The sequence below is a fragment of the Enterobacter cloacae complex sp. IR5458 genome, assembly GCF_049238025.1.
Lineage (GTDB): Bacteria > Pseudomonadota > Gammaproteobacteria > Enterobacterales > Enterobacteriaceae > Enterobacter > Enterobacter kobei.
Map to the genome: position 1 here is coordinate 15389 of NZ_JBMKIF010000005.1, position 21144 is coordinate 36532.

Below are 21144 nucleotides of genomic sequence, written 5' to 3' on the forward strand. Positions count from 1 at the left end.
TTAGCGGAGGATTTTTTTCTCAGCCAGATCCAGCGCGAAGTAGCTGAAGATCAGGTCCGCGCCCGCACGTTTGATCGCACCCAGGCTTTCGAGGATCACTTTCTCTTCGTCAATCGCTCCCGCCTGCGCGGCGAATTTGATCATCGCGTACTCGCCGCTCACCTGGTAAGCGCCCAGCGGCAGTTCAGTGCGTTCGCGGATGTCGCGCAGAATATCAAGATACGCGCCAGCCGGTTTGACCATCAGGCAGTCTGCGCCCTGAGCTTCATCCAGCAGGGATTCGCGAATCGCTTCCCGGCGGTTCAGCGGGTTCATCTGATAGGTTTTACGGTCGCCCTTCAGCGCCGTGCCAGCCGCTTCACGGAACGGGCCGTAGAAGGAGGAGGCAAATTTGGTGGAGTAGGACATGATGGCGGTGTCGGTGAAGCCTGCCGCATCCAGCGCCTGACGAATCGCCTGAACCTGTCCATCCATCGCGGCAGAGGGGGCGATGAAATCTGCACCCGCAGCGGCCGCGACCACGGCCTGCTTACCGAGATTCAGCAGGGTGGCATCGTTATCCACGCCATGATCGCACAGCACGCCGCAGTGGCCGTGAGAGGTGTATTCGCAGAAGCAGGTGTCTGACATGACGACCATTTCCGGCACGGTCTCTTTGCAGATGCGGGACATACGGGCGACAAGGCCATCTTCTTTCCACGCATCGCTGCCGGTGGCGTCGGTATGGTGGGAGATGCCAAAGGTCATCACCGAGCGGATCCCCGCGTTGGCGATGCGCTCGATCTCGCGCGCCAGATATTTTTCCGGAATGCGCATTACGCCCGGCATGGCTTCGATGGCTTTGTAGTCATCGATCTCTTCTTCAACAAAAATCGGCAACACCAGATCGTTTAAGGTCAGGGTTGTCTCTTCAAACATAGCGCGCAGTGCAGGTGACTTGCGCAGACGGCGGGGACGTGCAATTAAATCGGTCATGGGATGCCTGATGTTTGTGGAACAAAGAGGCCTAGTGTACCTCAAAGTGAAGGCCGTTGTTTTACGAAAGTAGGCTTTTTTCTTTTCTCAAATTGACGGCTGAAGAATCTTTTTTCACTCTACACTCGCGCGGTCTGCTTTTTTCAGGAAAAGGGGAATGATTAGTATGATTTCTATATCAGATAGAATATATAAAAAATAATGATCTATTTATTTTAATAATATTAATGTGAGTTATGAAATTAATTTTCAACTTTCTGTTTTTATAATGTTTATAATGATTGCCTGCTGTGTGGTTGACCTTTTTTCTGTTTTTTTGTCTGTATGCGGACTTAATGGAATCATTCATTGAACCTTTTCTAAATGCAACTGCATAATTCTCTCCGCAATTGAATATTGCACAATGATTTGACGGACAAACTTGCTTACGTCCCTGAGGAGGGATGACCCAATGCAAACATGGAAAAAGAAACTGGTTGTATCTCAACTTGCATTAGCCTGTACCCTGGCTATCGCTTCTCAGGCCAATGCGAAAGATATTTCCGGTACGACGTATAATACATTTGGATATGATAACGCCGCCTCAACCCCGTGGTATTATGGTTATGCTGACTGGGATTACACTGATGCCAGCCATGACGGTGATATTTATCCGGTGATCAATAAATCAACGGTGAATGGCGTTATTTCGACGTATTATCTGGATGACGGCATCAATGGTCATTCTAATGCGCTCAGCATTTCTAACAGCACCATCAACGGTATGATTACCTCTGAGTGTATGACCGCAAACTGTGCCGACGGCGTAGACGCCGACGGTACCGCGCATAGTCAGTTCGATCGTTTTAGCCTGACTGTCGATAACAGCACGATCAACGACGCTTACGAGCATTACGCTTATGACGTCGTGAAGAGCGAAACATCGGAAACCCATTACCTGGATACCTACGCTCTCGGTAACGCGATTACGCTGGACGTGGAGTCTGATATTGTTATCCAGAATAATTCCCACGTTGCGGGCATTACGCTAACGCAGGGCTATCAGGAGCTCGATAATACTCCGTATGACGGCGTTGAAGGCGTGGCGAACAGCGCAAACGTGTTCACCGATACGCTGGTGGTTAAAGACTCCGTGCTGACGTCAGGCGCCTACAGCGATCTGGGTACCAGCGGATTCTACGGTCAAACGGCTAAGCCGAGCGACTACGGTGAAACCCACGCCACGGGCGCGGATGACGCGGCGCTGATCGTTGCGGCCAGCTCGTCTGACAACGCCATGCAGACCACCGCCACGTTCGACCATTCTACCGTCACCGGCGACATCCTGTTCGCCAGCACCTTCGATAACAACTTCTACGAAAATGGCGATCCGGCAACCGATACCACCGATGATGGCGTCTATAACCCAACCACTAATGGCTGGGATGGCACCGACAGGCTGGACGTGACGCTGACCAACGGCAGCAAGTGGGTCGGTGCGGCGCAGTCCAGCGTTGAAGCCATTGGCACTTCGCAGATGTACGGCCAGGGTTACAGCAACGTTGACTGGCATGCGCTGGCGCCTAACAGCATCTGGCCTGACTCCACCTTTGACAGCAACGGCCACGTAGCGGGCGAAGCGGTCTACCAGAGCGGCCTGTTCAACGTAACGCTGGACAACGGTTCCGAGTGGGATACCCGTAAGATCTCTAACATCGACGCGCTGGCGGTGAATAACCGCTCTCAGGTCAACGTTGAAAACGCTGGCCTGCTGGCGGACTCCATTACCCTAACCAATGCTTCATCGCTGAATATTGGCGACAGCGGCGGCGTAGCGACCGACAGCCTCTATCTCGACAGCGATAGCCGTGCAGCTCTGACCGAAGAGACGGCCGCGCTGTATGCGAATACGATCACCGTCGATAACGGTGCCGAGCTGGCGCTGGGTCTGGGTCAGGTCGACACGCACAATATGGTGCTGACCGACGGTGGCGTACTGAACGTAGCCAGCCGTGATTACGTGCTGAACAGCGATCTGAATAACGCGCGTTATATCACTAACGATCGTTACAGCGCGGACTACGACTATGGTGTCGTCGCACTGAACTCAGACGGCCATCTGGCGGTGAACGGTGACGTTGCCGGTAACTATAAAGTACGCATTGATGATGCGACCGGCGCAGGCTCTGTCGCTGATTACAAAAACAAAGAGATCGTCCGTGTTTATGATAACAATCCGGATACCGCAGCCCACTTTACTGCCGCAAACAAAGCGGATTTAGGGGCTTACACCTATCAGGCACAGCAGCAGGGTGATACCGTTGTCCTTGAGCAGAAAGCGCTGACCGACTACGCCAACATGGCGCTGAGCATTCCTTCTGCCAATACCAATATCTGGAATCTGCAGCAGGATACCGTCGGTTCGCGTCTGACCAACAGCCGTCATGGCCTGGCGGACAATGGCGGAGCCTGGGTGAGCTACTTCGGTGGCAACTACGACGGTGACAATGGCGTTATCAGCTACGATCAGGACGTGAGCGGCATTATGGTCGGTCTGGACACCCAGATTGACGGTAACAATGCGAAGTGGATCGTCGGCGGTGCAGCAGGCTTCGCGAAGGGGGATATCAGCGATCGTACCGGTCAGGTCGATCAGGACAGCCAGACGGCAATGATCTATGCCTCTGCGAAGTTTGCGAACGATATGTTCCTCGACAGCTCCCTGAGCTACACCCGCTTTAACAACGACCTTTCAGCTACCATGAGCAACGGTCAATACGTTGACGGTGACACGACCACCGATGCGGTTGGCTTTGGCATGAAGCTGGGCTATGACTGGAAACCAAACCTGTCTGGCTACGTAACCCCTTACGCGGCGGTATCCGGTCTGTTCCAGTCCGGGGATGATTATCGCCTGAGTAATGACATGCGCGTTGATGGGCAATCTTACGATAGCCTGCGCTATGAACTCGGCCTGGATGCGGGTTATACATTCAACTATGGTGGCGAGCAGGCGCTGACGCCTTACTTCAAGCTGGCCTATGTCTATGATGATGCTGATAACACTGCGGATATCAACGACGACAGCATCGACAACGGCGTTAAAGGCTCTGCGGTGCGTGTAGGGCTGGGTACGCAGTTCAGCTTCACGAAGAACTTCAGCGCGTACACGGATGCCACGTATCTTGGCGGCGGTGACGTTGACCAGAACTGGGGTGCCAATTTGGGTGTGAAATATACCTGGTAATACCTGAAAGCGGGGGAGAATATCCCCCGCTTTTTTACGATAAAAACAAAAAACAATATTGAACCGACCAATACGGATGTCTTGAGGTCTGCATGAACGTTAATGCGAAACCGCTTTCTGAATTAAGCCGGCTCGAACAGTGTCTGATAGCAGCCAGTAGTACGTTTCAATGTGATCCACAACAAATCATTACTTCTCACGAGTGCAATGAGTCACGCACGGTCGTATTACAGACCGGTATAATCGAAATCTATCGTTATCCAGATGAATTGCTGTTGGGGATCGCGAAAGCGCCATTTATTTTTGGGCTATCCACCGTGATGATTAAACACTGTCACGAATACAAAGTTATCGCCAAAACACCCTGTACGGGTTTTTATTTGTCCACGGAAACCACCCGTCAGCTCATACAACAGAATGCGCTCTGGAAAGAGGCCTTCACCTGGTTATCATGGATAAATTACATTCTTGCGAAACGCGACATGCAGCTGGTGGGAAATAATTCTTATCACCAGATCCGCGCCATGTTGCTGAATATGGCGGAGTGGGATGAAACGTTGCGCTCGAAAATTGGTGTGATGAATCATATTCAACAAAGCACCCGTATTTCGCGCTCGGTTGTTGCAGAGGTTCTCGCTGCGCTGCGGCAGGGAAACTACATTAATATGAGCCGGGGCAAGCTGGTCAGCATCAACCGCTTGCCCACGGAATATTAAAATCAGTTAGACGCGGTCAGCACCTGGGCTTTATTGGCGCTCAGTTCAGCCACCAGGTTATTAATGCCATCACTCATATTAACGAAGCGCGTATGCGGGGAGCGGGTGACCACCACAAATGCGCCCACGTTGGACTGCGGGATCATCGCCATATAGGTAATGAACCCGCCACCGCCGCCGGTTTTCTGAATAATACCCGGACGGCCATTTTTGGGTGCCATATAGACCCAGCCCAGGCCGAGCGCATCGGCTTTACCCGGTACGTCCATTCCGACCACACGGTGCAGCTGAGTTCGCTGATAAATCAGGGTCTGCATACGGTCGGCCTGGCTGCTGCGCGAATAGAAATCCGATGAGAGGAACTGCTGCATCCAGCGCATCATGTCGCCTGGGGTGGAATAGACCCCGCCGCTCCCCACTGCCGCCAGCGTGTTGTTACACGGGCTTGCGCCTTTCTCCGCCACCATCAGGCGACGGCACTGGTCCGGAGAAGGGGTAAAGGTGGTGTCTTTCATCCCCAGCGGACGGGTTATCTGCTCTTCAAACAGCTGCGTGTAGGGTTTGCCCGCAGCCGCTGAGAGGGCATCCGCCAGCAGGTCGAACGCCAGATTGGAGTAAGAGGCCTGCGAACCCGGGGCCGCCTTCAGCGTGGCGGTGCTCAGGTAGTTCCAGCGCTGCTCGCGGGTGGGCCAGACAAACACGTCGCGGTGCGCCGCTCCGCCAGGCTGCTCACGCGGTAGCGCGCTGGTGTGCGTCGCGAGGTTCACAAGGCGAATGGGCGTTCCCTGATACGTCGGCACTCGTGCACCCGGTGGGGCGTATTTGCTGAGCGGATCGTCGAGCTTCACCACGCCCTGGTCGAGCAGTTTCACCAGCATTTCGCTGGTCATTAGCTTGGTTAAGGACGCGATGCGAACGACGGAATCCAGCTGCGGGTGAACGTTATTGCCTGGGCGCGTTTCACCGAAGCTGCGGAATACGCGCTGGTTGCCATCAATAACCACCATTGCCATCCCGGTTGCGCCGCTGCCGTAATAGATCAGGTTCGCGTAGCGATCGGCAATGTCTGAAGCCAAAACGGGCGCCGTCAGCGGTTGGGCCGCCTGGGCGGTGGAGAAGCTCACCGCACACAGCGCGGCAAAAGAGAGCAGACAACGTTTCAACGAAAAGCATCCATGAAGTGAATGAAGAAAGTAATGGGTATTTATACTACTAATCTCTACCGTGCAATGCCCGGAATAGCATAACGATAGCCAGAAAAACGTAACCATGGGTAAATATGAATAATTTACTTGCGAGCGCTCTCCCATTTTCTGGCATCAGGCTTATGATAGGCACCAGTATTACTCAATCTTACGGAGAACGGTATGTCTGAAAAGCGTGTGGTCATGGTGGTTGATATGCAAAACAGGGTATTTGAAACCCCTCGTCATCAGCGCGAAAAGTGTGTCTCTCTGATCAACCAGCTTACGCAGGCGGCCGACACCGTCATTTTTATTCAGCATACCGAGGCCGGGGGGCTGGAAGAAGGAAGTGAAGGGTTTGCGCTGCTGCCTGAACTCCATCAACCGGCTGATGCGCTTTACGTTGCCAAGACCGCCTGTGATTCTTTTTACAACACATCGCTTGAAGCGCTGTTACGTGAACACGGAATTCGTGAGTTTGTCATCTGCGGCTGCGCCACGGATTACTGCGTGGACGCGACAATTAAAAACGGCGTCAGTCGGGGCTACCACATTACCGTGGCTGAGGATGCCCATACCACCGCGAATCGCCCGGCGGCTGAAGCACAGATTCTGATTAACCACCATAATGACGTCTGGCGTAACTTCATTGCACCGATGAACCCTCCCGCGGTGAAACGCACCGAAACAATTCTCGAAAACTGGAAAGCGAACTAATAATCAACCCTCGGGTCTGACCTTTTTGCCCGAGCCGGTCTTCCGGCCCGGGCAGGGTATCCGTTTGGTCATGTGTTGAGCACAGCAACAACCATAACAACAAGAAGGAAGCATCATGTTTAAGTCTTTTTTCCCAAAGCCGGGGCCATTTTTCCTGTCGGCATTTATTTGGGCACTGATCGCGGTCGTTTTCTGGCAGGCGGGCGGCGGTGCATGGCTGGCACGCATAGTTGGGGCGACAGGCGACGTGCCGATTAGCGCAGCGCGCTTCTGGTCACTGAGCTATATGCTGTTTTACGCCTACTACATGCTGTGCGTAGGGCTGTTTGCGCTGTTCTGGTTTGTCTATTCTCCGCACCGCTGGCAGTACTGGTCGATTCTCGGTACCTCGCTGATCATCTTTGTGACGTGGTTCCTGGTGGAAGTGGGGGTGGCGGTAAACGCCTGGTATGCACCGTTCTACGATCTTATTCAGACCGCGCTGAGTTCGCCGCACAAGGTCACCATTAATCAGTTCTACCATGAAGTCGGCGTCTTCCTCGGTATCGCGCTTATTGCGGTGATCATTGGTGTTATGAACAATTTCTTCGTCAGCCACTATGTTTTCCGCTGGCGTACCGCGATGAACGAACATTACATGGCGCACTGGCAGCATCTGCGTCATATCGAAGGTGCCGCGCAGCGTGTGCAGGAAGACACCATGCGTTTTGCCTCCACCCTTGAAGATATGGGCGTCAGTTTCATCAACGCCATCATGACGCTGATTGCTTTCCTGCCGGTACTGGTGACGCTCTCTGCGCATGTGCCGGATCTGCCGATTGTCGGCCATCTGCCGTATGGTCTGGTGATTGCCGCGATTGTCTGGTCGCTGATGGGCACGGGCCTGCTGGCGGTGGTGGGGATCAAGCTGCCGGGTCTGGAGTTTAAAAATCAGCGCGTCGAAGCGGCGTATCGTAAAGAGCTGGTTTACGGGGAAGATGATGCCAGCCGCGCGTCGCCACCGACCGTCCGTGAGCTGTTTGGTGCCGTGCGTCGTAACTACTTCCGCCTTTACTTCCACTATATGTATTTCAACATTGCGCGCATTTTGTATCTGCAGGTGGATAACGTTTTCGGCTTGTTCCTGCTGTTTCCGTCGATCGTTGCGGGTACGATTACGCTCGGTCTGATGACGCAGATCACCAATGTTTTCGGTCAGGTTCGCGGGTCGTTCCAGTATCTGATCAGCTCCTGGACCACGCTGGTGGAGTTGATGTCCATCTACAAACGTCTGCGCAGCTTTGAGCGTGAGCTGGACGATCGTGACCTGCAGGAAGTGACCAATACCTTTAGCTAATACAGGGAGTTGCTATGTCTTTTGCCGTACCGCGCGCGTTATCGCTGTCCTTACTGGCCGCTCTGGTGCTGGCGGGCTGTGCCGAAAAAGGGGCAGCCCCGCTCAAAAAGGGTGAAAAGCCCGTGGATGTGGCAAGCGTTGTGCGGCAAAAAATGCCCGCCAGCGTGAAGGATCGCAATGCGTGGGCAGATGTGCTGGCTAAAACCTTTGAAAGCCAGAAGATTGCCCCGACCGAGGAAAATATCTGCTCGGTGCTGGCGGTGGCGCAGCAGGAGTCCATGTACCAGTCAGACCCGGTGGTGCCGGGTCTGAATAAAATTGCCTGGAAAGAGATCGACCGCCGCGCGGAATCGATGCATATCCCGGTGTTCCTCGTGCATACCGCACTGAAAATCACCTCGCCGAACGGTAAAAGCTACAGCGACCGGCTGGACACGGTGAAAACCGAAAAACAGCTAAGCGCCATTTTTGATGATTTCATCAACATGGTGCCAATGGGGCAGAAACTGTTTGGCTCGCTCAACCCGGTTCACACCGGCGGACCAATGCAGGTGAGCATCGCGTTTGCCGAGAAGCATACCGACGGCTATCCATGGAAAATTGACGGTACGGTGCGCCAGGAGGTCTTCTCACTGCGCGGCGGACTGTGGTTCGGTACTTATCATCTGCTGAACTATCCGGCGAATTACAACGCGCCGCTGTACCGCTTCGCAGACTTTAATGCGGGCTGGTATGCCAGCCGTAACGCGGCGTTTCAAAGTGCGCTTAGCCGCGCAAGCGGCGTCAAGCTGGCGCTGGACGGCGATCTCATCGCCTACGGCAGCAGCGAGGCGGGAGGCACCGAGCGCGCGGTACGGACATTATCGACAGCGCTTGATATGAGCAACAGCGATATCCGCCGTCAGCTTGAAAAAGGCGATAGCCTGGCATTCGAGAAAACGGATCTCTACAAGAAGGTGTTTGCCCTTGCGGAGCAGAAGAGTGGGAAAACGTTACCGAGGGCTATCCTGCCGGGTATTCAGCTGGAAAGCCCGAAGATCACACGTAACCTGACCACAGCCTGGTTTGCGAAGCGCGTGGACGATCGCCGGGCTCGCTGTATGGGGCTTTAATGGCGACGACGAAAGCGCAGGACTAACGCGACTACGCCTAAAATCATACACCCCGCGAGGAAAGGAACGAGACCGAACAGCGTGCTCACGCCAAATCCAATCTCCACTCGCGGACGTCCGTTATCCTGCACCTGCATCAGGTGTTCATAAACACCTGGCGCATGGACCAGCATATTAAGCAGCTGGGAGCCTGCCCAGAAGCAGAAAAGGACAAACAAGGCATACGCGATATTACCCGCCGTAGAGGTTTTTGGTTTGCCGCCAAAAATCGGTTTCGACAATGTAAAGTCAGCCATGTTGACCTCCCGAGGTATAACTCTGTTTTAATACGCGTCTTACGGGGTGAGTTTGACAGGTGATTGCATTTGTCAATATCAGAATCGTGGTAATTTACGCTCAGGAATTCTCCTGGATTATTGATTTCTGCAGCGCGTCACAATTTTTAAACTTAAGTGAAATTGCGTCGCGTTTCAGAATTTCCGCATCTGCCACAGACCTCGTGCTTAAACTGTGAGAGGATGTCTTTTTTTCCTGCCGGAGTTGTTATGAAGCTCACGTCCAAACTTCGCCGTGACTGGCACTACTATGCCTTTGCTATTGGGCTGATCTTTATTCTTAACGGCGTCGTGGGGCTGTTAGGATTTGAAGCAAAAGGGTGGCAAACCTATGCCGTCGGGCTGGTGACCTGGGTGATCAGTTTCTGGCTGGCGGGCTTGATTATCCGCCGTCGCCCGGAAGAGACGACGACGGAAGAGACGGCGAAGGGTGCCGATTAACCGTTAACGGAACTTTTCAGCGCGCTGTCGGCGGCGTGACGCTCCAGCGCCAGTTCGATCAGGCGGGTGATCAGCTCAGAGTAGCCAAGCCCGCTGGCCTGCCACAGTTTTGGATACATGCTGATGTTGGTGAAGCCCGGCAGCGTGTTGATTTCATTGATTACCACGTCGTTCTCCGGCGTCAGGAAGACATCCACGCGCGCCATGCCGCTGCAGCCGAGAGTCTGGTAGGCGCTGATGGCGATCGCCCGGATCTTGTCGTTGATCGCCGGATCGATATCCGCAGGAACAACGACCTGTGCGCCTTTATCATCAATGTATTTGGTGTCGTAGGAGTAGAAGTCGCTGTTTAAGACCACTTCACCGCAGGTGCTCGCCTGTGGAAAATCATTGCCCAGCACGGCGCACTCAATTTCGCGACCTTTGATCCCTTGCTCAATAACCACTTTATGGTCAAATTCAAACGCCAGACGGACGGCTTGCGTGAACTCTGCTTCGCTGGCGACTTTGCTAACGCCCACGGATGACCCCTGGTTGGCAGGCTTCACAAACAGCGGCAGCCCCAGTTGACCGCTAACCTGCGCGAAGCTGTACTTGTCGCGGTTGGCGCGGGTGAGCGTGACGAATGGCGCGATATTCAGTCCGGCATCGCGCAGCAGGCGTTTGGTGACGTCTTTGTCCATGCACGCGGCGGATCCCAGTACGTCTGATCCGACGAACGGCAGGTTGGCCATGCGCAACATCCCCTGCAGGGAACCATCTTCCCCGAGCGTGCCGTGTACGATAGGGAAGACCACGTCGATCTGAGTGAGAGCCTGCGCATTGCCGGCGTCGATGAGCTGTCCCTTCATGACGCCAGGAACGGTCGCGACGCTGATGTCCGAAGGATTGAGGGCGATGTGCGCCGGATCGTGGGCATTCAGCAGATACTGGCTGGCGTCGTTAACATGCCACTGGCCCTGTTTATCAATGCCCAGCAGGACCACGTCAAACCGGCTTTTATCGATCGCATCAACGATATTTTTGGCCGATTGCAATGACACCTCGTGTTCCGCTGATTTTCCCCCAAAGACAATACCTACGCGCTGCTTTGCCATCTCACTCTCTTCCAGTCTGACGAAAAGCCAATAACATACCACGATGCCCTGCGGGTTTCGCGGCCTTCTGCCATAATGTTTTGGGGAAGAGTGAGGGGGGAACGTGAAAGGAAAAACTCTGCTGACCGTTTTCATCCTGGGGGCAGTCGCAACGGCGGGCTATCGCTGGTTGCCGTCTTACTACAATCCATTTAAACCGCTGGCCCTGGACGATCCCCCTGGCCGCATTACCCAGTATAAACTGCGACGTTTAACCCCCGAAGCCTGCGCGAGCCTGTTAACGCAGGCCAATCAACGAAACCTTATCCGCACCCAACCGGTCGCTGACGGCGGCGGGACATGTCCGCTGCGCAACGTCGTGCGCGTGCGTGACTTCGGCCCGGTGAGTCTGAACGGCAGTTTTCTTGCCAGCTGTCCGCTGGCGCTCAGCTCTGCACTGTTTGTCAGCCAGCAGGCCCGGCCATTGACGCAGCGCTTCACGGGACATGAGCTGACGCGCATTGAGCACCTTGGCAGCTTTGCCTGTCGCAATATCTACCACCGGCCCGATGCGCGGCGCAGTGAGCATGCCACCGCAGACGCGCTGGATATCGCCGCTTTTCGGCTGGCGAACGGGGAGCGCGTCACGGTGCTGAACGGCTGGAAATCGGCAAAAACGCAGCCATGGCTGAAAGCCCTGCTGGCGGCCAGCTGCGGCTACTACGGTAACGGTTTGGGGCCGGAGTATAACGCGGCGCATGCCAACCATTTTCATCTGGGGATGCGCGGTTTCGGACTCTGTCGCTGAAGCATAATCTTCCGCCAGAAAGTGGATGATTTGTGACTTATTTCACAAATATGATGACTGGGAAGATAAAACACCAAAGTCAGCAAGGCCGCATCTCTGGTGCGACGCCGGCGTGCGTAACTTGCTAATCTGACGGCGAATTCGCCTAAAAATGAAGACTATTTCTTTATGGAATCCTGGAAAGTTAATCTCATCTCGGTCTGGTTCGGCTGCTTCTTTACCGGGCTGGCCATTAGCCAGATCCTGCCGTTCCTGCCGCTGTACGTGTCGCAGTTGGGGGTTACCTCCCACGAAGCACTCTCCATGTGGTCCGGTCTGACGTTCAGCGTCACGTTTCTGGTCTCCGCCATTGTGTCTCCGATGTGGGGCAGCCTGGCGGATCGGAAAGGCCGTAAGCTGATGCTGCTGCGCGCCTCGCTCGGGATGGCGATTGCGATTCTGCTCCAGGCCTTCGCCACGAACGTCTGGCAGCTGTTTTTCCTGCGGGCGGTGATGGGGCTGACGTCCGGGTACATTCCGAATGCCATGGCGCTGGTGGCCTCTCAGGTGCCACGCGAACGAAGCGGCTGGGCGCTGAGCACCCTCTCAACGGCGCAGATAAGCGGCGTCATCGGTGGCCCGCTGCTGGGCGGCTTTCTGGCAGACCACGTTGGGCTGCGCGCGGTATTTATCATCACTGCGATCCTGCTGGTGGTTAGCTTTCTGGTCACGCTCTTTCTGATCAAAGAGGGAGGGCGCCCCGTTGTCAGCAAGTCTGAACGCCTGAGCGGTAAGGCCGTCTTCGCCTCGCTGCCTTACCCAGGGCTAATGATCAGCCTGTTTGTCACCACCATGGTGATCCAGCTCTGTAACGGCTCGGTGGGGCCCATTCTGGCGCTGTTTATTAAATCAATGGAGCCAGACAGCAATAATATTGCTTTTCTCAGCGGGATGATTGCCGCCGTGCCGGGCGTTTCCGCGCTGATCTCTGCGCCACGTCTGGGGAAGCTGGGGGACAGGATCGGCACGGCGCGTATCCTGATGGCGACGCTGATTTTTGCGGTGGTGCTCTTTTTCGCGATGTCGTTTGTTACCTCTCCGCTTCAGCTGGGCGTGCTGCGATTTTTACTCGGTTTCGCCGATGGGGCTATGTTGCCTGCCGTACAGACCTTGCTGGTCAAATATTCCAGCGACCAGGTCACCGGACGTATTTTTGGTTATAACCAGTCGTTTATGTATTTAGGCAACGTTGCCGGTCCGCTTATTGGCGCATCCGTTTCTGCGATGGCAGGTTTTCGTTGGGTATTTGCTGCTACGGCAATTGTCGTTTTAATCAATATTATCCAGCTGGCGATTGCCCTGCGCCGACGAACACGAATGGCGGAGGCGAAATCAGCGAAATAGTCCTTTCGCGGGTGTATTATATATTCTTATGGTAGCCGTATTTTTGTATAACTAAATGCGGCGTTTTTTTATAGAAAAACGTTTCGCTAATAAGGGTGGCACCCTAATTTGGCGGTAATGTCACTTTTACATAAGATAATACTTTTCTCCGCTTTGCATATTTCATTCCTGGTGTTAATTTCAGAGGAAACCCCATAAGGAAATAGCACGATGAAGAATCTCATTGCTGAGTTGCTGGTTAAGCTTGCACAAAAGGAAGAAGAGTCTAAAGAACTGGTTGCCCAGGTCGAAGCGCTGGAAATTGTCGTCACCGCGCTATTGCGGCGGATGGATACATCCGATCAGCAGGCGTTAATCAATAGCATCGAAGGGGCGCTGGATAAGGCACGACCCGACACTCAGGTTCCACCAGAGGATGCCGAATTGCTGCAGCAATACGTAAAGAAGCTGTTGAGGCATCCGCGCAGTTAAGCCGTCACGAACGGTTCTGACGTTTCACAAAATTGTCTTGCAGGATGCCTGGCGCTGCTCTGTATTTATTTTTTATCTGTTTGTACCGGGAGAAAATAAAAGTGAAACAGAGCACACGTGTTATCGCGTTACTTCCCCTATCCTTTATGTCGATACCGCCAATACCGGTACGTTGGGTCTGAAATGAGAAATTCCCGGCAAAATCACCGCTGCCGGGTGGTTTTTTTCCTGTTACGAACCAGACTTACAGGGAATATTCACAAAAGGATGGTGCAATGAAAACAACATTACTGGTTACTCTGCTCTCCGGCCTGTTCCTGATCTCATCGGCGAATGCGGAAGAGAAAACGCTAACGCCTCAGCAGCAACGGATGACGACCTGTAATCAACAGGCGACGTCCCAGAGTCTGAAAGGCGATGCCCGTAAGACCTATATGAGCGACTGCCTTAAAAACGGTGCCGCGAAGCCTGGCGAAAAAAGTCTGACGCCGCAGCAGCAAAAAATGCGCGAGTGTAATGCGAAAGCGACCGAACAGTCCCTGAAGGGAGACGATCGCAGCAAGTTCATGAGTGCCTGTCTGAAGAAACAAGTGTAGTTCTAACGGGTGAGTGACGTCGGCTGCTCACCCGAAATTTCATACTTTCCCCGCAGTCCCCCTCTCTATAATTTGGGAAAATGTTTCAGAATATTCCCAAAAATGATGAATGATGAAACGTATTACAACAAAAAGCGCATTCGGGAAGAGTGGAGTTTAACCCTTTCTCAGGATGACCCTTACCGCGCCGGCATCCAGTTTGCCCGGCGGGTTCGGCTGGCGCGCGCTGTTGGTCTGGCAGCCATGTTTTTCCCCGTGGCGGGAATGCTGGTCATCCATTTTTTACCCGGCGGATGGTGGTTGATCCTGGTAGGGTGGGCGTTCGTCTGGCCCCATTTTGCCTGGCAGTTATCCTGCCGCGCCGCGTCACCTCACCAGCAGGAGATTTTCAACCTTAAGATGGATGCCATTGTCGCCGGGCTCTGGATTGGCGTGATGGGGCTGTATGCATTACCCACGGCAGCGCTGGTAATGATGGTGGGAATGAACATGATGGGCTTCGGTGGCTGCCGCCTGTTTCTTGTGGGGATAACGTTAACCCTCCTGACCGCGCTGGTGACGCTGCCCCTCGTCGGGAAAGTAACTGTCTTCAACCCCGATCCCGTGGAGTGGGGCTTAACGCTTCCGGTGCTCATGCTTTATCCCATGCTGTTTGCCTGGCTCAGCCACCGGACGGCCATCAGGCTTGCGGAACATAAGCGGCGGCTGGAAATGATGAGTACCCGCGACGGCATGACCGGGGTCTTTAACCGACGACACTGGGAAATGCTGCTGCGTAATGAGTTTGAGCACTGCCGCCGGAGCCACTGCAACGCCACCATTTTGCTGATTGATATCGACCATTTTAAAAACATCAATGATACCTGGGGGCATGACGTGGGCGATAAGGCGATTGTTGCTCTTACCCGTCAGCTTCAGATGTCAGTCAGGTCAGGCGATGCGATAGGCCGTTTTGGCGGAGATGAGTTTGCCGTGATTATGTCGCAGACAGCGGCTGAAAGCGCCATCGCCGTCATGTCTCGGGTGCACGAGCGTCTGGAAACGTTGTCCTTACCGTGCGCACCGAAAGAGCCTCTGCGCATCAGCGTAGGTGTTGCCCCCTGGGGGCCGCAGTTTCGACATTACCGGGAATGGCTGAAGGCGGCAGATGTGGCGCTGTATAAGGCGAAAAATGCCGGGCGCGGCCGCACCGAAGTGGCCGCCTGACGCCCGGTCAGAAATCAGGATTTACTCAGCTTCTCTGATTTTTCCATGCATTTTGCCATCGCCTCGATGACGGCAGAGCGGAATCCACGTTCTTCCAGCACCCGTACCGCTTCGATGGTCGTGCCGCCAGGCGAGCAGACCATGTCCTTCAGTTCTCCCGGATGTTTACCGGTCTCCAGCACCATTTTGGCGGAACCCATCACCGCCTGCGCGGCGAATTTATACGCCTGCGCACGCGGCATGCCGCCAAGCACTGCGGCGTCAGCCATGGCTTCTAAAAACATGAACACGTATGCAGGTGCAGAGCCGCTGACGCCGACAACAGGATGGATCATGGATTCCGCAATGACTTCCGCCTCACCGAAGCAGCGGAAAATGTTCAGCACATCAGCCACCTCTTCTGAGGTCACCAGCGCGTTAGGCGTGACGGAGGTCATACCGGCATTAACCAGTGAGGGAGTATTGGGCATCGCGCGGACGATTTTACGGTCATGACCGAGCGCGCGTGCCAGTTGATCGAGCGTCACGCCCGCGGCAATCGACACGACCAGCGTCTCTTTATTCAGACTGGAGGTGATGTCGCTTAACACTTTGATCATGATGTTCGGCTTAACGGCGCCAAAGACGATATCGGCGACCTGGGCGACTTCCTGCGCGCTTTCGGCGGCGTTGATCCCGTATTGATCGCGCAATGCGGCGACGTTGTCCGGTGACGGGGTATAGACCCAAATCTGACCGGGCAGAACCTGCCCGCTGGCGATCAGGCCGCCCAGGATGGCTTTGCCCATGTTACCGCAGCCGATAAACCCGATTTTCTTATCCATCACGATTCTCCGTCATTATGCGTTGTTTTCTCTGATTGATAGCTTAACAACGAAATGCAGGCGACAATAGTCGGCAGAGACATTATGGGGAGACAATATGGCGATTTGGGTTGATGCGGACGCGTGTCCGAATGTGATTAAAGAGATTTTATTCCGCGCCGCCGAGCGCGTTCAGATGCCACTGACGCTGGTGGCGAACCAGAATATCCGCGTTCCGCCTTCGCGCTTTATCCGTTCCTTGCGCGTCCCGGCCGGGTTCGACGTGGCGGATAATGAAATTGTTCGTCTGTGCAGCCCGGAGGATCTGGTCATTACCGCTGATATTCCACTGGCGGCGGAAGTGCTGGAGAAAGGCGCAGCGGCGCTCAACCCGCGCGGTGAACGTTATTCGCCTTCAACCATCCGGGAAAAACTCACTATGCGTGATTTTATGGATACCATGCGGGCCAGCGGCGTGCAGACCGGAGGGCCGGACAGCCTGTCCCAGCGCGATCGCCAGCAGTTTGCTGCCGAACTGGATAAATGGCTGCTGGAAGTGAAGCGTCGCACAGCGTAATGATAATTATTGTCACTTTGTGGTACAGTGTGGCTTCCGCAGGGTTGTCATCCCGTACCGCTTTGCAGTAAAGTATTCTACACATCTTCTGCAATGATTTCTTTACACTCTTCAGCCATCCGGCATCAAGGGGAACACCTGGCTATGACCCAACCCATCTTTTTAGTTGGCCCCCGCGGCTGTGGGAAAACCACCGTTGGCCTGGAACTGGCACGCGCATGTCATCGTCAGTTTGTTGATACCGACCACTGGCTGCAAACCGAGGCCGGCAGAACCATCGCGGACATTGTTGAGCAAGAGGGATGGGAGAGCTTTCGCGCACGCGAAACGGCCGCGCTGAAAGCGGTCACCACGCCGTCAGCCGTGATTGCGACAGGAGGGGGGATTGTTCTCGCCGAGTGTAACCGGCATTTTATGCGTGAAAAGGGCATTGTGATCTATCTCTGCGCGCCGGTTTCGGCTCTCGTGGGGCGCCTTGAGGCCTTTCCGGAGGAGGGACAACGTCCGGCGCTGACCTCCAGACCGCTCAGCGAAGAGGTGAGCGAAGTCCTGGCCGAGCGTGATGCCCTGTACCGTGAAGCGGCGCACCACGTTGTGGATGCTTCTGCGGCACCGGAAGAGGTGGTGATTCAGATTATTACCGCCCTGCTTTTGGCTTGTGCCAGCTAACCGCCGTCTATACTGATAGCTCAGACATAAAAAAAGGATGAGCTATGCCAACCAGACCTCCCTATCCGCGCGAAGCACGTATCGTTACCGTTGAAAAAGGCACAGGCGATCAAACCGTGACCTGGTATCAGCTGCGTGCCGATCACCCCAAACCGGACTCGCTGATCAGTGAACATGAGACTGAACAGGAAGCGCTGGACGCCAAACGGCGCTACGAAGATCCCGAAAAGTCATAGATGTTTTCCTAAACGCTCCAATACCGTGCCTGAATCACACTTTTTACTCATCGCCAATGTTAAGCAGGAGTTAATATTTAGTTATTACAGGTGACTCCGTTACCCGCAGGTGATCTTTACATTTCGCGATGCAGATCACCTGCTACGCTTGGTGCTGTTTTGTTGAAAAAACGAACTGTGCAGCGTAGTGAGCCTGTACCTGTGTAATAAGATTTTGTAGTAATGGAAGGCGAAAACGATGAAGGCAACGTTGGCGATCCTCACTATTGGTGTGGTCCCTGTAAGCGAAGTGTTACCGCTTTTAACCGAGCATGTCTCTGAACAGCAGATCACGCATCTCAGCCTGCTGGGTAAGATGAGTCGGGAAGAGGTCATGGAGGACTACGCTGTTGAGGCGGGGGAGGAGCCCCTGGCGACGTTATTAAGCGACGGTAAACTGGCGCATGTTTCACGACAGAAAATTGAGCGTTCGCTGCAGTCAGTGATAGAAGTGCTCGATAATCAAGATTATGACGTTATTTTGCTGATGAGTACCGCCCCCATTAAGGGACTGGTGGCGCGCAATGCGATTTTGCTTGAGCCAATGCGCATCATTCCGCCTCTGGTGGCCTCTATTGTTGACGGGCATCAGGTGGGGGTGATTGTGCCGATGGAAGAGCTCATGAACAACCAGGAAGCAAAATGGCACGTGCTTGAAAAAACGCCTCTGTATGCCCTGGCAAATCCCTTCTGGGACAGCGAGGCCAAACTGATCGCTGCCGGGAAGGCGCTACTGGAGAAAGGGGCGGATGTGTTGATACTGGACTGCCTCGGTTTCCATCAGCATCACCGTGATTTATTGCAAAAGGCGCTGGACGTGCCGGTGCTGTTATCAAATGTTCTGATGGCGCGCCTGGCTTCCGAACTCCTGATGTAATGATTTTGCGTGACAGGCAATGAGCATGGCCCCTATAGTGAATTTTTATCTCTGAATATAAGGGCCAGTTCATGCTTCAAAGTAACGAATACTTTTCCGGTAAAGTGAAATCCATTGGTTTTACCAGCAGCAGCACGGGCCGCGCCAGTGTGGGCGTCATGGCTGAAGGGGAATACACCTTTGGCACGGCCGAAGCGGAAGAGATGACGGTAGTCAGCGGCGCGCTGAACGTCTTACTGCCGGGTGAAACGGAATGGAAAGTTTACGCTGCCGGGGAAGCCTTCAACGTTCCTGGCCACAGCGAATTTCATTTGCAGGTTGCTGAACCGACCTCTTATCTGTGCCGCTATTTGAAATAAAAAAAAGCCGGGTGACGCTAACGCTTACCCGGCCTGTGTTTTGCCTGTTATCTCTGCGCTTCGCCGCCGAGACCTTCCACCAGATTCTGAATTAACGCCGCCAGCTCACCGGTCATCAGGATAAAGTCCGCATCAAAACGCTGGGCGTAATCTTCCCGGTCAATATCTTCGTTTTGATCGCGCAGCTCATCGCAGAACTTCAGACGCTTCACGGAGCCGTCATCACACATCACGAACTGAATGCGCTGCTGCCAGTCGAGCGCCAGTTTGGTAACGACTTTCCCGGCTTCGATGTGTACCGCGATTTCGTCACTCACCAGATCCTGCTTTTTGGCGCGGATCACGCCGCCATCTTCCAGCAGGGCTTTCAGCTCGGCTTCATCCAGAATCTGGAAACCTTGCGCCGCAGTACCACTGCGAACCCATTCTGTCAGGGTCAGCTCAATCGGCGTTTCCAGTGCCAGCGGAACGACCGGTAAAGAACCGATACTTTTACGCAGCAGGGCCAGGGTATCTTCTGCTTTTTTGGCGCTGGCGCAGTCGACCATGATCAGCCCGTTAACGGTATCGATCCACATCATCGTCTGGCTAAAGCGGCTAAAAGCGCGCGGCAGCAGAGAGTGCAGGACTTCATCTTTCAGCGAATCTTTTTCGGTTTTTTTCAGCTTGCGGCCCTGCTCGGCTTCCAGCTTGGAGATTTTTGCTTCAAGCGCCTGCTTCACCACCGGCGTGGGCAGAATTTTCTCTTCTTTGCGAGCGCAAACGATGATTTGTCCCGTGCTGCTGGCGTGGGTCAGGGCATCGCTTTGTGAACCCATTGGCGGAACCCAACCGGTTTTTGCCATATCCTGGCTACCGCAAGGGGAAAAGCTATAAGCGGCTAACTGTTTTTCCATCTCTTCTGCACGCAGCGAAACGTCGCGGCTGAGACGGTAAACCATCAAATTTTTGAACCACAGCATGATAATTTCCACGGCCTTGTCGTTAAATCAGCGGGCATGATAACGAATTGTCGCATCGCTTGCATTGCTAATCGGGAAGCGTGCTTCTACTCTGTTGATAATCAAAAGAATGAGGAGAGTCTTGTGCGTATTGGGATTGATTTGGGCGGCACCAAAACAGAAGTCATTGCACTGAGCGAGCAGGGGGAACAGCTGTTCCGCCACCGTCTGCCTACGCCGCGCGATGATTACCACCAGACCATCGAGACGATTGCCCGGCTGGTCGATATGGCCGAGCAGGCGACAGGGCAAAGCGGTACCGTCGGGATGGGTATCCCGGGGGCAATCTCCCCTTATACCGGCGTGGTTAAAAATGCTAACTCCACCTGGCTGAACGGTCAGCCGTTTGATAAAGATTTAAGCGCGCGTCTGAACCGGGAAGTGCGTCTGGCCAATGACGCCAACTGCCTGGCGGTCTCCGAAGCCGTTGATGGCGCCGCCGCAGGGGCGCAGACCGTTTTTGCGGTGATTATCGGGACCGGCTGCGGTGCGGGCGTGGCGTTTGGGGGGCGTTCGCACATCGGTGGCAACGGCACGGCGGGCGAGTGGGGGCACAATCCGCTGCCGTGGATGGATGAAGATGAACTCAAATACCGCGCCGACGTTCCGTGTTACTGCGGCAAGCAGGGCTGTATTGAGACGTTTATCTCCGGCACCGGTTTTGCGACCGATTACCACCGCCTGAGCGGTCGACCGCTCAAGGGTAATGAAATCATGCGTCTGGTTGAAGAACAGGATCCGGTGGCTGAACTGGCCCTGAGCCGTTACGAAATGCGTCTGGCAAAATCGCTGGCGCACGTCGTGAATATTCTCGATCCGGACGTGATTGTGCTGGGGGGCGGGATGAGCAACGTTGACCGCTTGTACGCCACGGTGCCAAATCTTGTGAAGCAGTGGGTTTTCGGCGGCGAGTGTGAAACCCCGATCCGCAAAGCCGTCCACGGCGACTCCAGCGGCGTGCGCGGCGCGGCGTGGCTGTGGCCGGAATAAAAGCAAAACAG

General features: G+C 54.4%; 23 protein-coding genes. 17 read left to right on the forward strand and 6 right to left on the reverse strand.

Annotated features, from left to right (window positions below):
* A complete protein-coding gene (gene hemB / locus ACOTYN_RS05385) occupies nt 1-975 on the reverse strand; it encodes a porphobilinogen synthase (protein WP_008503294.1) in 975 nt (324 codons plus the stop codon).
* 451 nt (nt 976-1426) lie between these two features.
* Between hemB and ACOTYN_RS05390 the strand changes: the two genes are divergently transcribed.
* Together ACOTYN_RS05390 and ACOTYN_RS05395 are read left to right on the forward strand one after the other, a co-directional pair.
* A complete protein-coding gene (locus ACOTYN_RS05390) occupies nt 1427-4201 on the forward strand; it encodes an autotransporter outer membrane beta-barrel domain-containing protein (protein ID WP_332956794.1) in 2775 nt (924 codons plus the stop codon).
* Nucleotides 4202-4293: 92 nt separating this feature from the next.
* On the forward strand, nt 4294-4917 hold the full coding sequence (locus ACOTYN_RS05395; RefSeq protein ID WP_248216684.1) for a helix-turn-helix domain-containing protein: 624 nt from the start codon (nt 4294-4296) through the stop codon (nt 4915-4917).
* 2 nt (nt 4918-4919) lie between these two features.
* Here the strand turns inward: ACOTYN_RS05395 and ampH are convergent, their stop codons facing one another.
* Nucleotides 4920-6080, reverse strand: coding sequence for a D-alanyl-D-alanine-carboxypeptidase/endopeptidase AmpH (gene ampH, locus ACOTYN_RS05400; protein WP_047027705.1), 1161 nt, complete (start codon nt 6078-6080; stop codon nt 4920-4922).
* Between the two features lie 204 nt (nt 6081-6284).
* Between ampH and ACOTYN_RS05405 the strand changes: the two genes are divergently transcribed.
* The 3 genes from ACOTYN_RS05405 (at nt 6285) to ACOTYN_RS05415 (ending at nt 9266) form a co-directional block, all read left to right on the forward strand.
* Complete coding sequence (locus tag ACOTYN_RS05405) at nt 6285-6818, forward strand: isochorismatase family protein (protein ID WP_332956789.1); 534 nt, start codon at nt 6285-6287, stop codon at nt 6816-6818.
* 115 nt (nt 6819-6933) lie between these two features.
* A complete protein-coding gene (sbmA, locus tag ACOTYN_RS05410) occupies nt 6934-8154 on the forward strand; it encodes a peptide antibiotic transporter SbmA (protein WP_332956787.1) in 1221 nt (406 codons plus the stop codon).
* Nucleotides 8155-8168: 14 nt separating this feature from the next.
* Entirely contained in the window at nt 8169-9266 is a 1098-nt protein-coding gene (locus tag ACOTYN_RS05415) for a DUF1615 domain-containing protein (protein ID WP_332956786.1), read from the forward strand.
* On the opposite strand, the gene ACOTYN_RS05420 is transcribed toward ACOTYN_RS05415, so the two are convergent.
* Nucleotides 9263-9562 (reverse strand): DUF2755 family protein, encoded by a 300-nt coding sequence (locus ACOTYN_RS05420; RefSeq protein ID WP_014882725.1) that lies wholly within the window; start codon nt 9560-9562, stop codon nt 9263-9265. The two genes, ACOTYN_RS05415 and ACOTYN_RS05420, sit on opposite strands and share 4 nt — an antisense overlap.
* A gap of 249 nt (nt 9563-9811) precedes the next feature.
* Here ACOTYN_RS05420 and ACOTYN_RS05425 point away from each other — a divergent pair, with 249 nt between their 5' ends.
* Nucleotides 9812-10042, forward strand: coding sequence for a DUF2754 family protein (locus ACOTYN_RS05425; RefSeq protein WP_014882726.1), 231 nt, complete (start codon nt 9812-9814; stop codon nt 10040-10042).
* Here ACOTYN_RS05425 and ddlA read toward each other — a convergent pair.
* Complete coding sequence (gene ddlA, locus ACOTYN_RS05430; protein ID WP_014882727.1) at nt 10039-11139, reverse strand: D-alanine--D-alanine ligase; 1101 nt, start codon at nt 11137-11139, stop codon at nt 10039-10041. The genes ACOTYN_RS05425 and ddlA overlap by 4 nt on opposite strands.
* A 103-nt stretch (nt 11140-11242) precedes the next feature.
* Between ddlA and ACOTYN_RS05435 the strand changes: the two genes are divergently transcribed.
* The 5 genes from ACOTYN_RS05435 to adrA all read left to right on the forward strand — a co-directional run bounded on the left by ACOTYN_RS05435 (nt 11243) and on the right by adrA (nt 15582).
* The gene (locus tag ACOTYN_RS05435; protein WP_014882728.1) at nt 11243-11926 is read left to right on the forward strand and encodes an extensin family protein; all 684 of its coding nucleotides are present in this window, start codon (nt 11243-11245) and stop codon (nt 11924-11926) included.
* A gap of 168 nt (nt 11927-12094) precedes the next feature.
* On the forward strand, nt 12095-13309 hold the full coding sequence (locus ACOTYN_RS05440) for a multidrug efflux MFS transporter (RefSeq protein ID WP_023332216.1): 1215 nt from the start codon (nt 12095-12097) through the stop codon (nt 13307-13309).
* Between the two features lie 210 nt (nt 13310-13519).
* Nucleotides 13520-13780: an anti-adapter protein IraP gene (gene iraP, locus ACOTYN_RS05445; protein ID WP_014882730.1), complete on the forward strand. Its 261-nt coding sequence runs from the start codon at nt 13520-13522 to the stop codon at nt 13778-13780.
* Nucleotides 13781-14055: 275 nt separating this feature from the next.
* Complete coding sequence (psiF, locus tag ACOTYN_RS05450; RefSeq protein WP_014882731.1) at nt 14056-14376, forward strand: phosphate starvation-inducible protein PsiF; 321 nt, start codon at nt 14056-14058, stop codon at nt 14374-14376.
* Between the two features lie 102 nt (nt 14377-14478).
* A complete protein-coding gene (adrA, locus tag ACOTYN_RS05455) occupies nt 14479-15582 on the forward strand; it encodes a diguanylate cyclase AdrA (RefSeq protein ID WP_332956784.1) in 1104 nt (367 codons plus the stop codon).
* Between the two features lie 14 nt (nt 15583-15596).
* On the opposite strand, the gene proC is transcribed toward adrA, so the two are convergent.
* Nucleotides 15597-16406, reverse strand: coding sequence for a pyrroline-5-carboxylate reductase (gene proC / locus ACOTYN_RS05460; RefSeq protein WP_014882733.1), 810 nt, complete (start codon nt 16404-16406; stop codon nt 15597-15599).
* A 97-nt stretch (nt 16407-16503) separates the two neighbouring features.
* Between proC and ACOTYN_RS05465 the strand changes: the two genes are divergently transcribed.
* From ACOTYN_RS05465 to ppnP, 5 genes are all read left to right on the forward strand, one after another.
* Nucleotides 16504-16962 (forward strand): YaiI/YqxD family protein, encoded by a 459-nt coding sequence (locus ACOTYN_RS05465; protein ID WP_014882734.1) that lies wholly within the window; start codon nt 16504-16506, stop codon nt 16960-16962.
* Nucleotides 16963-17106: 144 nt separating this feature from the next.
* A complete protein-coding gene (gene aroL / locus ACOTYN_RS05470) occupies nt 17107-17631 on the forward strand; it encodes a shikimate kinase AroL (protein WP_332956780.1) in 525 nt (174 codons plus the stop codon).
* Between the two features lie 44 nt (nt 17632-17675).
* Nucleotides 17676-17867, forward strand: coding sequence for a protein YaiA (gene yaiA / locus ACOTYN_RS05475; protein ID WP_014882736.1), 192 nt, complete (start codon nt 17676-17678; stop codon nt 17865-17867).
* Nucleotides 17868-18105: 238 nt separating this feature from the next.
* A complete protein-coding gene (locus ACOTYN_RS05480) occupies nt 18106-18783 on the forward strand; it encodes an AroM family protein (RefSeq protein ID WP_032637368.1) in 678 nt (225 codons plus the stop codon).
* Nucleotides 18784-18854: 71 nt separating this feature from the next.
* Entirely contained in the window at nt 18855-19142 is a 288-nt protein-coding gene (gene ppnP / locus ACOTYN_RS05485) for a pyrimidine/purine nucleoside phosphorylase (protein WP_014882738.1), read from the forward strand.
* Nucleotides 19143-19189: 47 nt separating this feature from the next.
* On the opposite strand, the gene rdgC is transcribed toward ppnP, so the two are convergent.
* Nucleotides 19190-20104 (reverse strand): recombination-associated protein RdgC, encoded by a 915-nt coding sequence (rdgC, locus tag ACOTYN_RS05490; protein ID WP_045269304.1) that lies wholly within the window; start codon nt 20102-20104, stop codon nt 19190-19192.
* A 123-nt stretch (nt 20105-20227) separates the two neighbouring features.
* On the opposite strand from rdgC, the gene mak reads away from it, so the two are divergent.
* Entirely contained in the window at nt 20228-21133 is a 906-nt protein-coding gene (mak, locus tag ACOTYN_RS05495) for a fructokinase (RefSeq protein ID WP_332956778.1), read from the forward strand.
* Nucleotides 21134-21144 lie beyond the last annotated feature (11 nt).

Coding starts and splice junctions, on each gene's coding strand:
- hemB (WP_008503294.1), bottom strand. CDS start 975: ATGACCGATTTAATTGCACGTCCCCGCCGTCTGCGCAAGTCACCTGCA.
- ACOTYN_RS05390 (WP_332956794.1), top strand. CDS start 1,427: ATGCAAACATGGAAAAAGAAACTGGTTGTATCTCAACTTGCATTAGCC.
- ACOTYN_RS05395 (WP_248216684.1), top strand. CDS start 4,294: ATGAACGTTAATGCGAAACCGCTTTCTGAATTAAGCCGGCTCGAACAG.
- ACOTYN_RS05405 (WP_332956789.1), top strand. CDS start 6,285: ATGTCTGAAAAGCGTGTGGTCATGGTGGTTGATATGCAAAACAGGGTA.
- sbmA (WP_332956787.1), top strand. CDS start 6,934: ATGTTTAAGTCTTTTTTCCCAAAGCCGGGGCCATTTTTCCTGTCGGCA.
- ACOTYN_RS05415 (WP_332956786.1), top strand. CDS start 8,169: ATGTCTTTTGCCGTACCGCGCGCGTTATCGCTGTCCTTACTGGCCGCT.
- ACOTYN_RS05420 (WP_014882725.1), bottom strand. CDS start 9,562: ATGGCTGACTTTACATTGTCGAAACCGATTTTTGGCGGCAAACCAAAA.
- ACOTYN_RS05425 (WP_014882726.1), top strand. CDS start 9,812: ATGAAGCTCACGTCCAAACTTCGCCGTGACTGGCACTACTATGCCTTT.
- ddlA (WP_014882727.1), bottom strand. CDS start 11,139: ATGGCAAAGCAGCGCGTAGGTATTGTCTTTGGGGGAAAATCAGCGGAA.
- ACOTYN_RS05440 (WP_023332216.1), top strand. CDS start 12,095: ATGGAATCCTGGAAAGTTAATCTCATCTCGGTCTGGTTCGGCTGCTTC.
- iraP (WP_014882730.1), top strand. CDS start 13,520: ATGAAGAATCTCATTGCTGAGTTGCTGGTTAAGCTTGCACAAAAGGAA.
- psiF (WP_014882731.1), top strand. CDS start 14,056: ATGAAAACAACATTACTGGTTACTCTGCTCTCCGGCCTGTTCCTGATC.
- adrA (WP_332956784.1), top strand. CDS start 14,479: ATGATGAATGATGAAACGTATTACAACAAAAAGCGCATTCGGGAAGAG.
- proC (WP_014882733.1), bottom strand. CDS start 16,406: ATGGATAAGAAAATCGGGTTTATCGGCTGCGGTAACATGGGCAAAGCC.
- ACOTYN_RS05465 (WP_014882734.1), top strand. CDS start 16,504: ATGGCGATTTGGGTTGATGCGGACGCGTGTCCGAATGTGATTAAAGAG.
- aroL (WP_332956780.1), top strand. CDS start 17,107: ATGACCCAACCCATCTTTTTAGTTGGCCCCCGCGGCTGTGGGAAAACC.
- yaiA (WP_014882736.1), top strand. CDS start 17,676: ATGCCAACCAGACCTCCCTATCCGCGCGAAGCACGTATCGTTACCGTT.
- ACOTYN_RS05480 (WP_032637368.1), top strand. CDS start 18,106: ATGAAGGCAACGTTGGCGATCCTCACTATTGGTGTGGTCCCTGTAAGC.
- ppnP (WP_014882738.1), top strand. CDS start 18,855: ATGCTTCAAAGTAACGAATACTTTTCCGGTAAAGTGAAATCCATTGGT.
- rdgC (WP_045269304.1), bottom strand. CDS start 20,104: ATGCTGTGGTTCAAAAATTTGATGGTTTACCGTCTCAGCCGCGACGTT.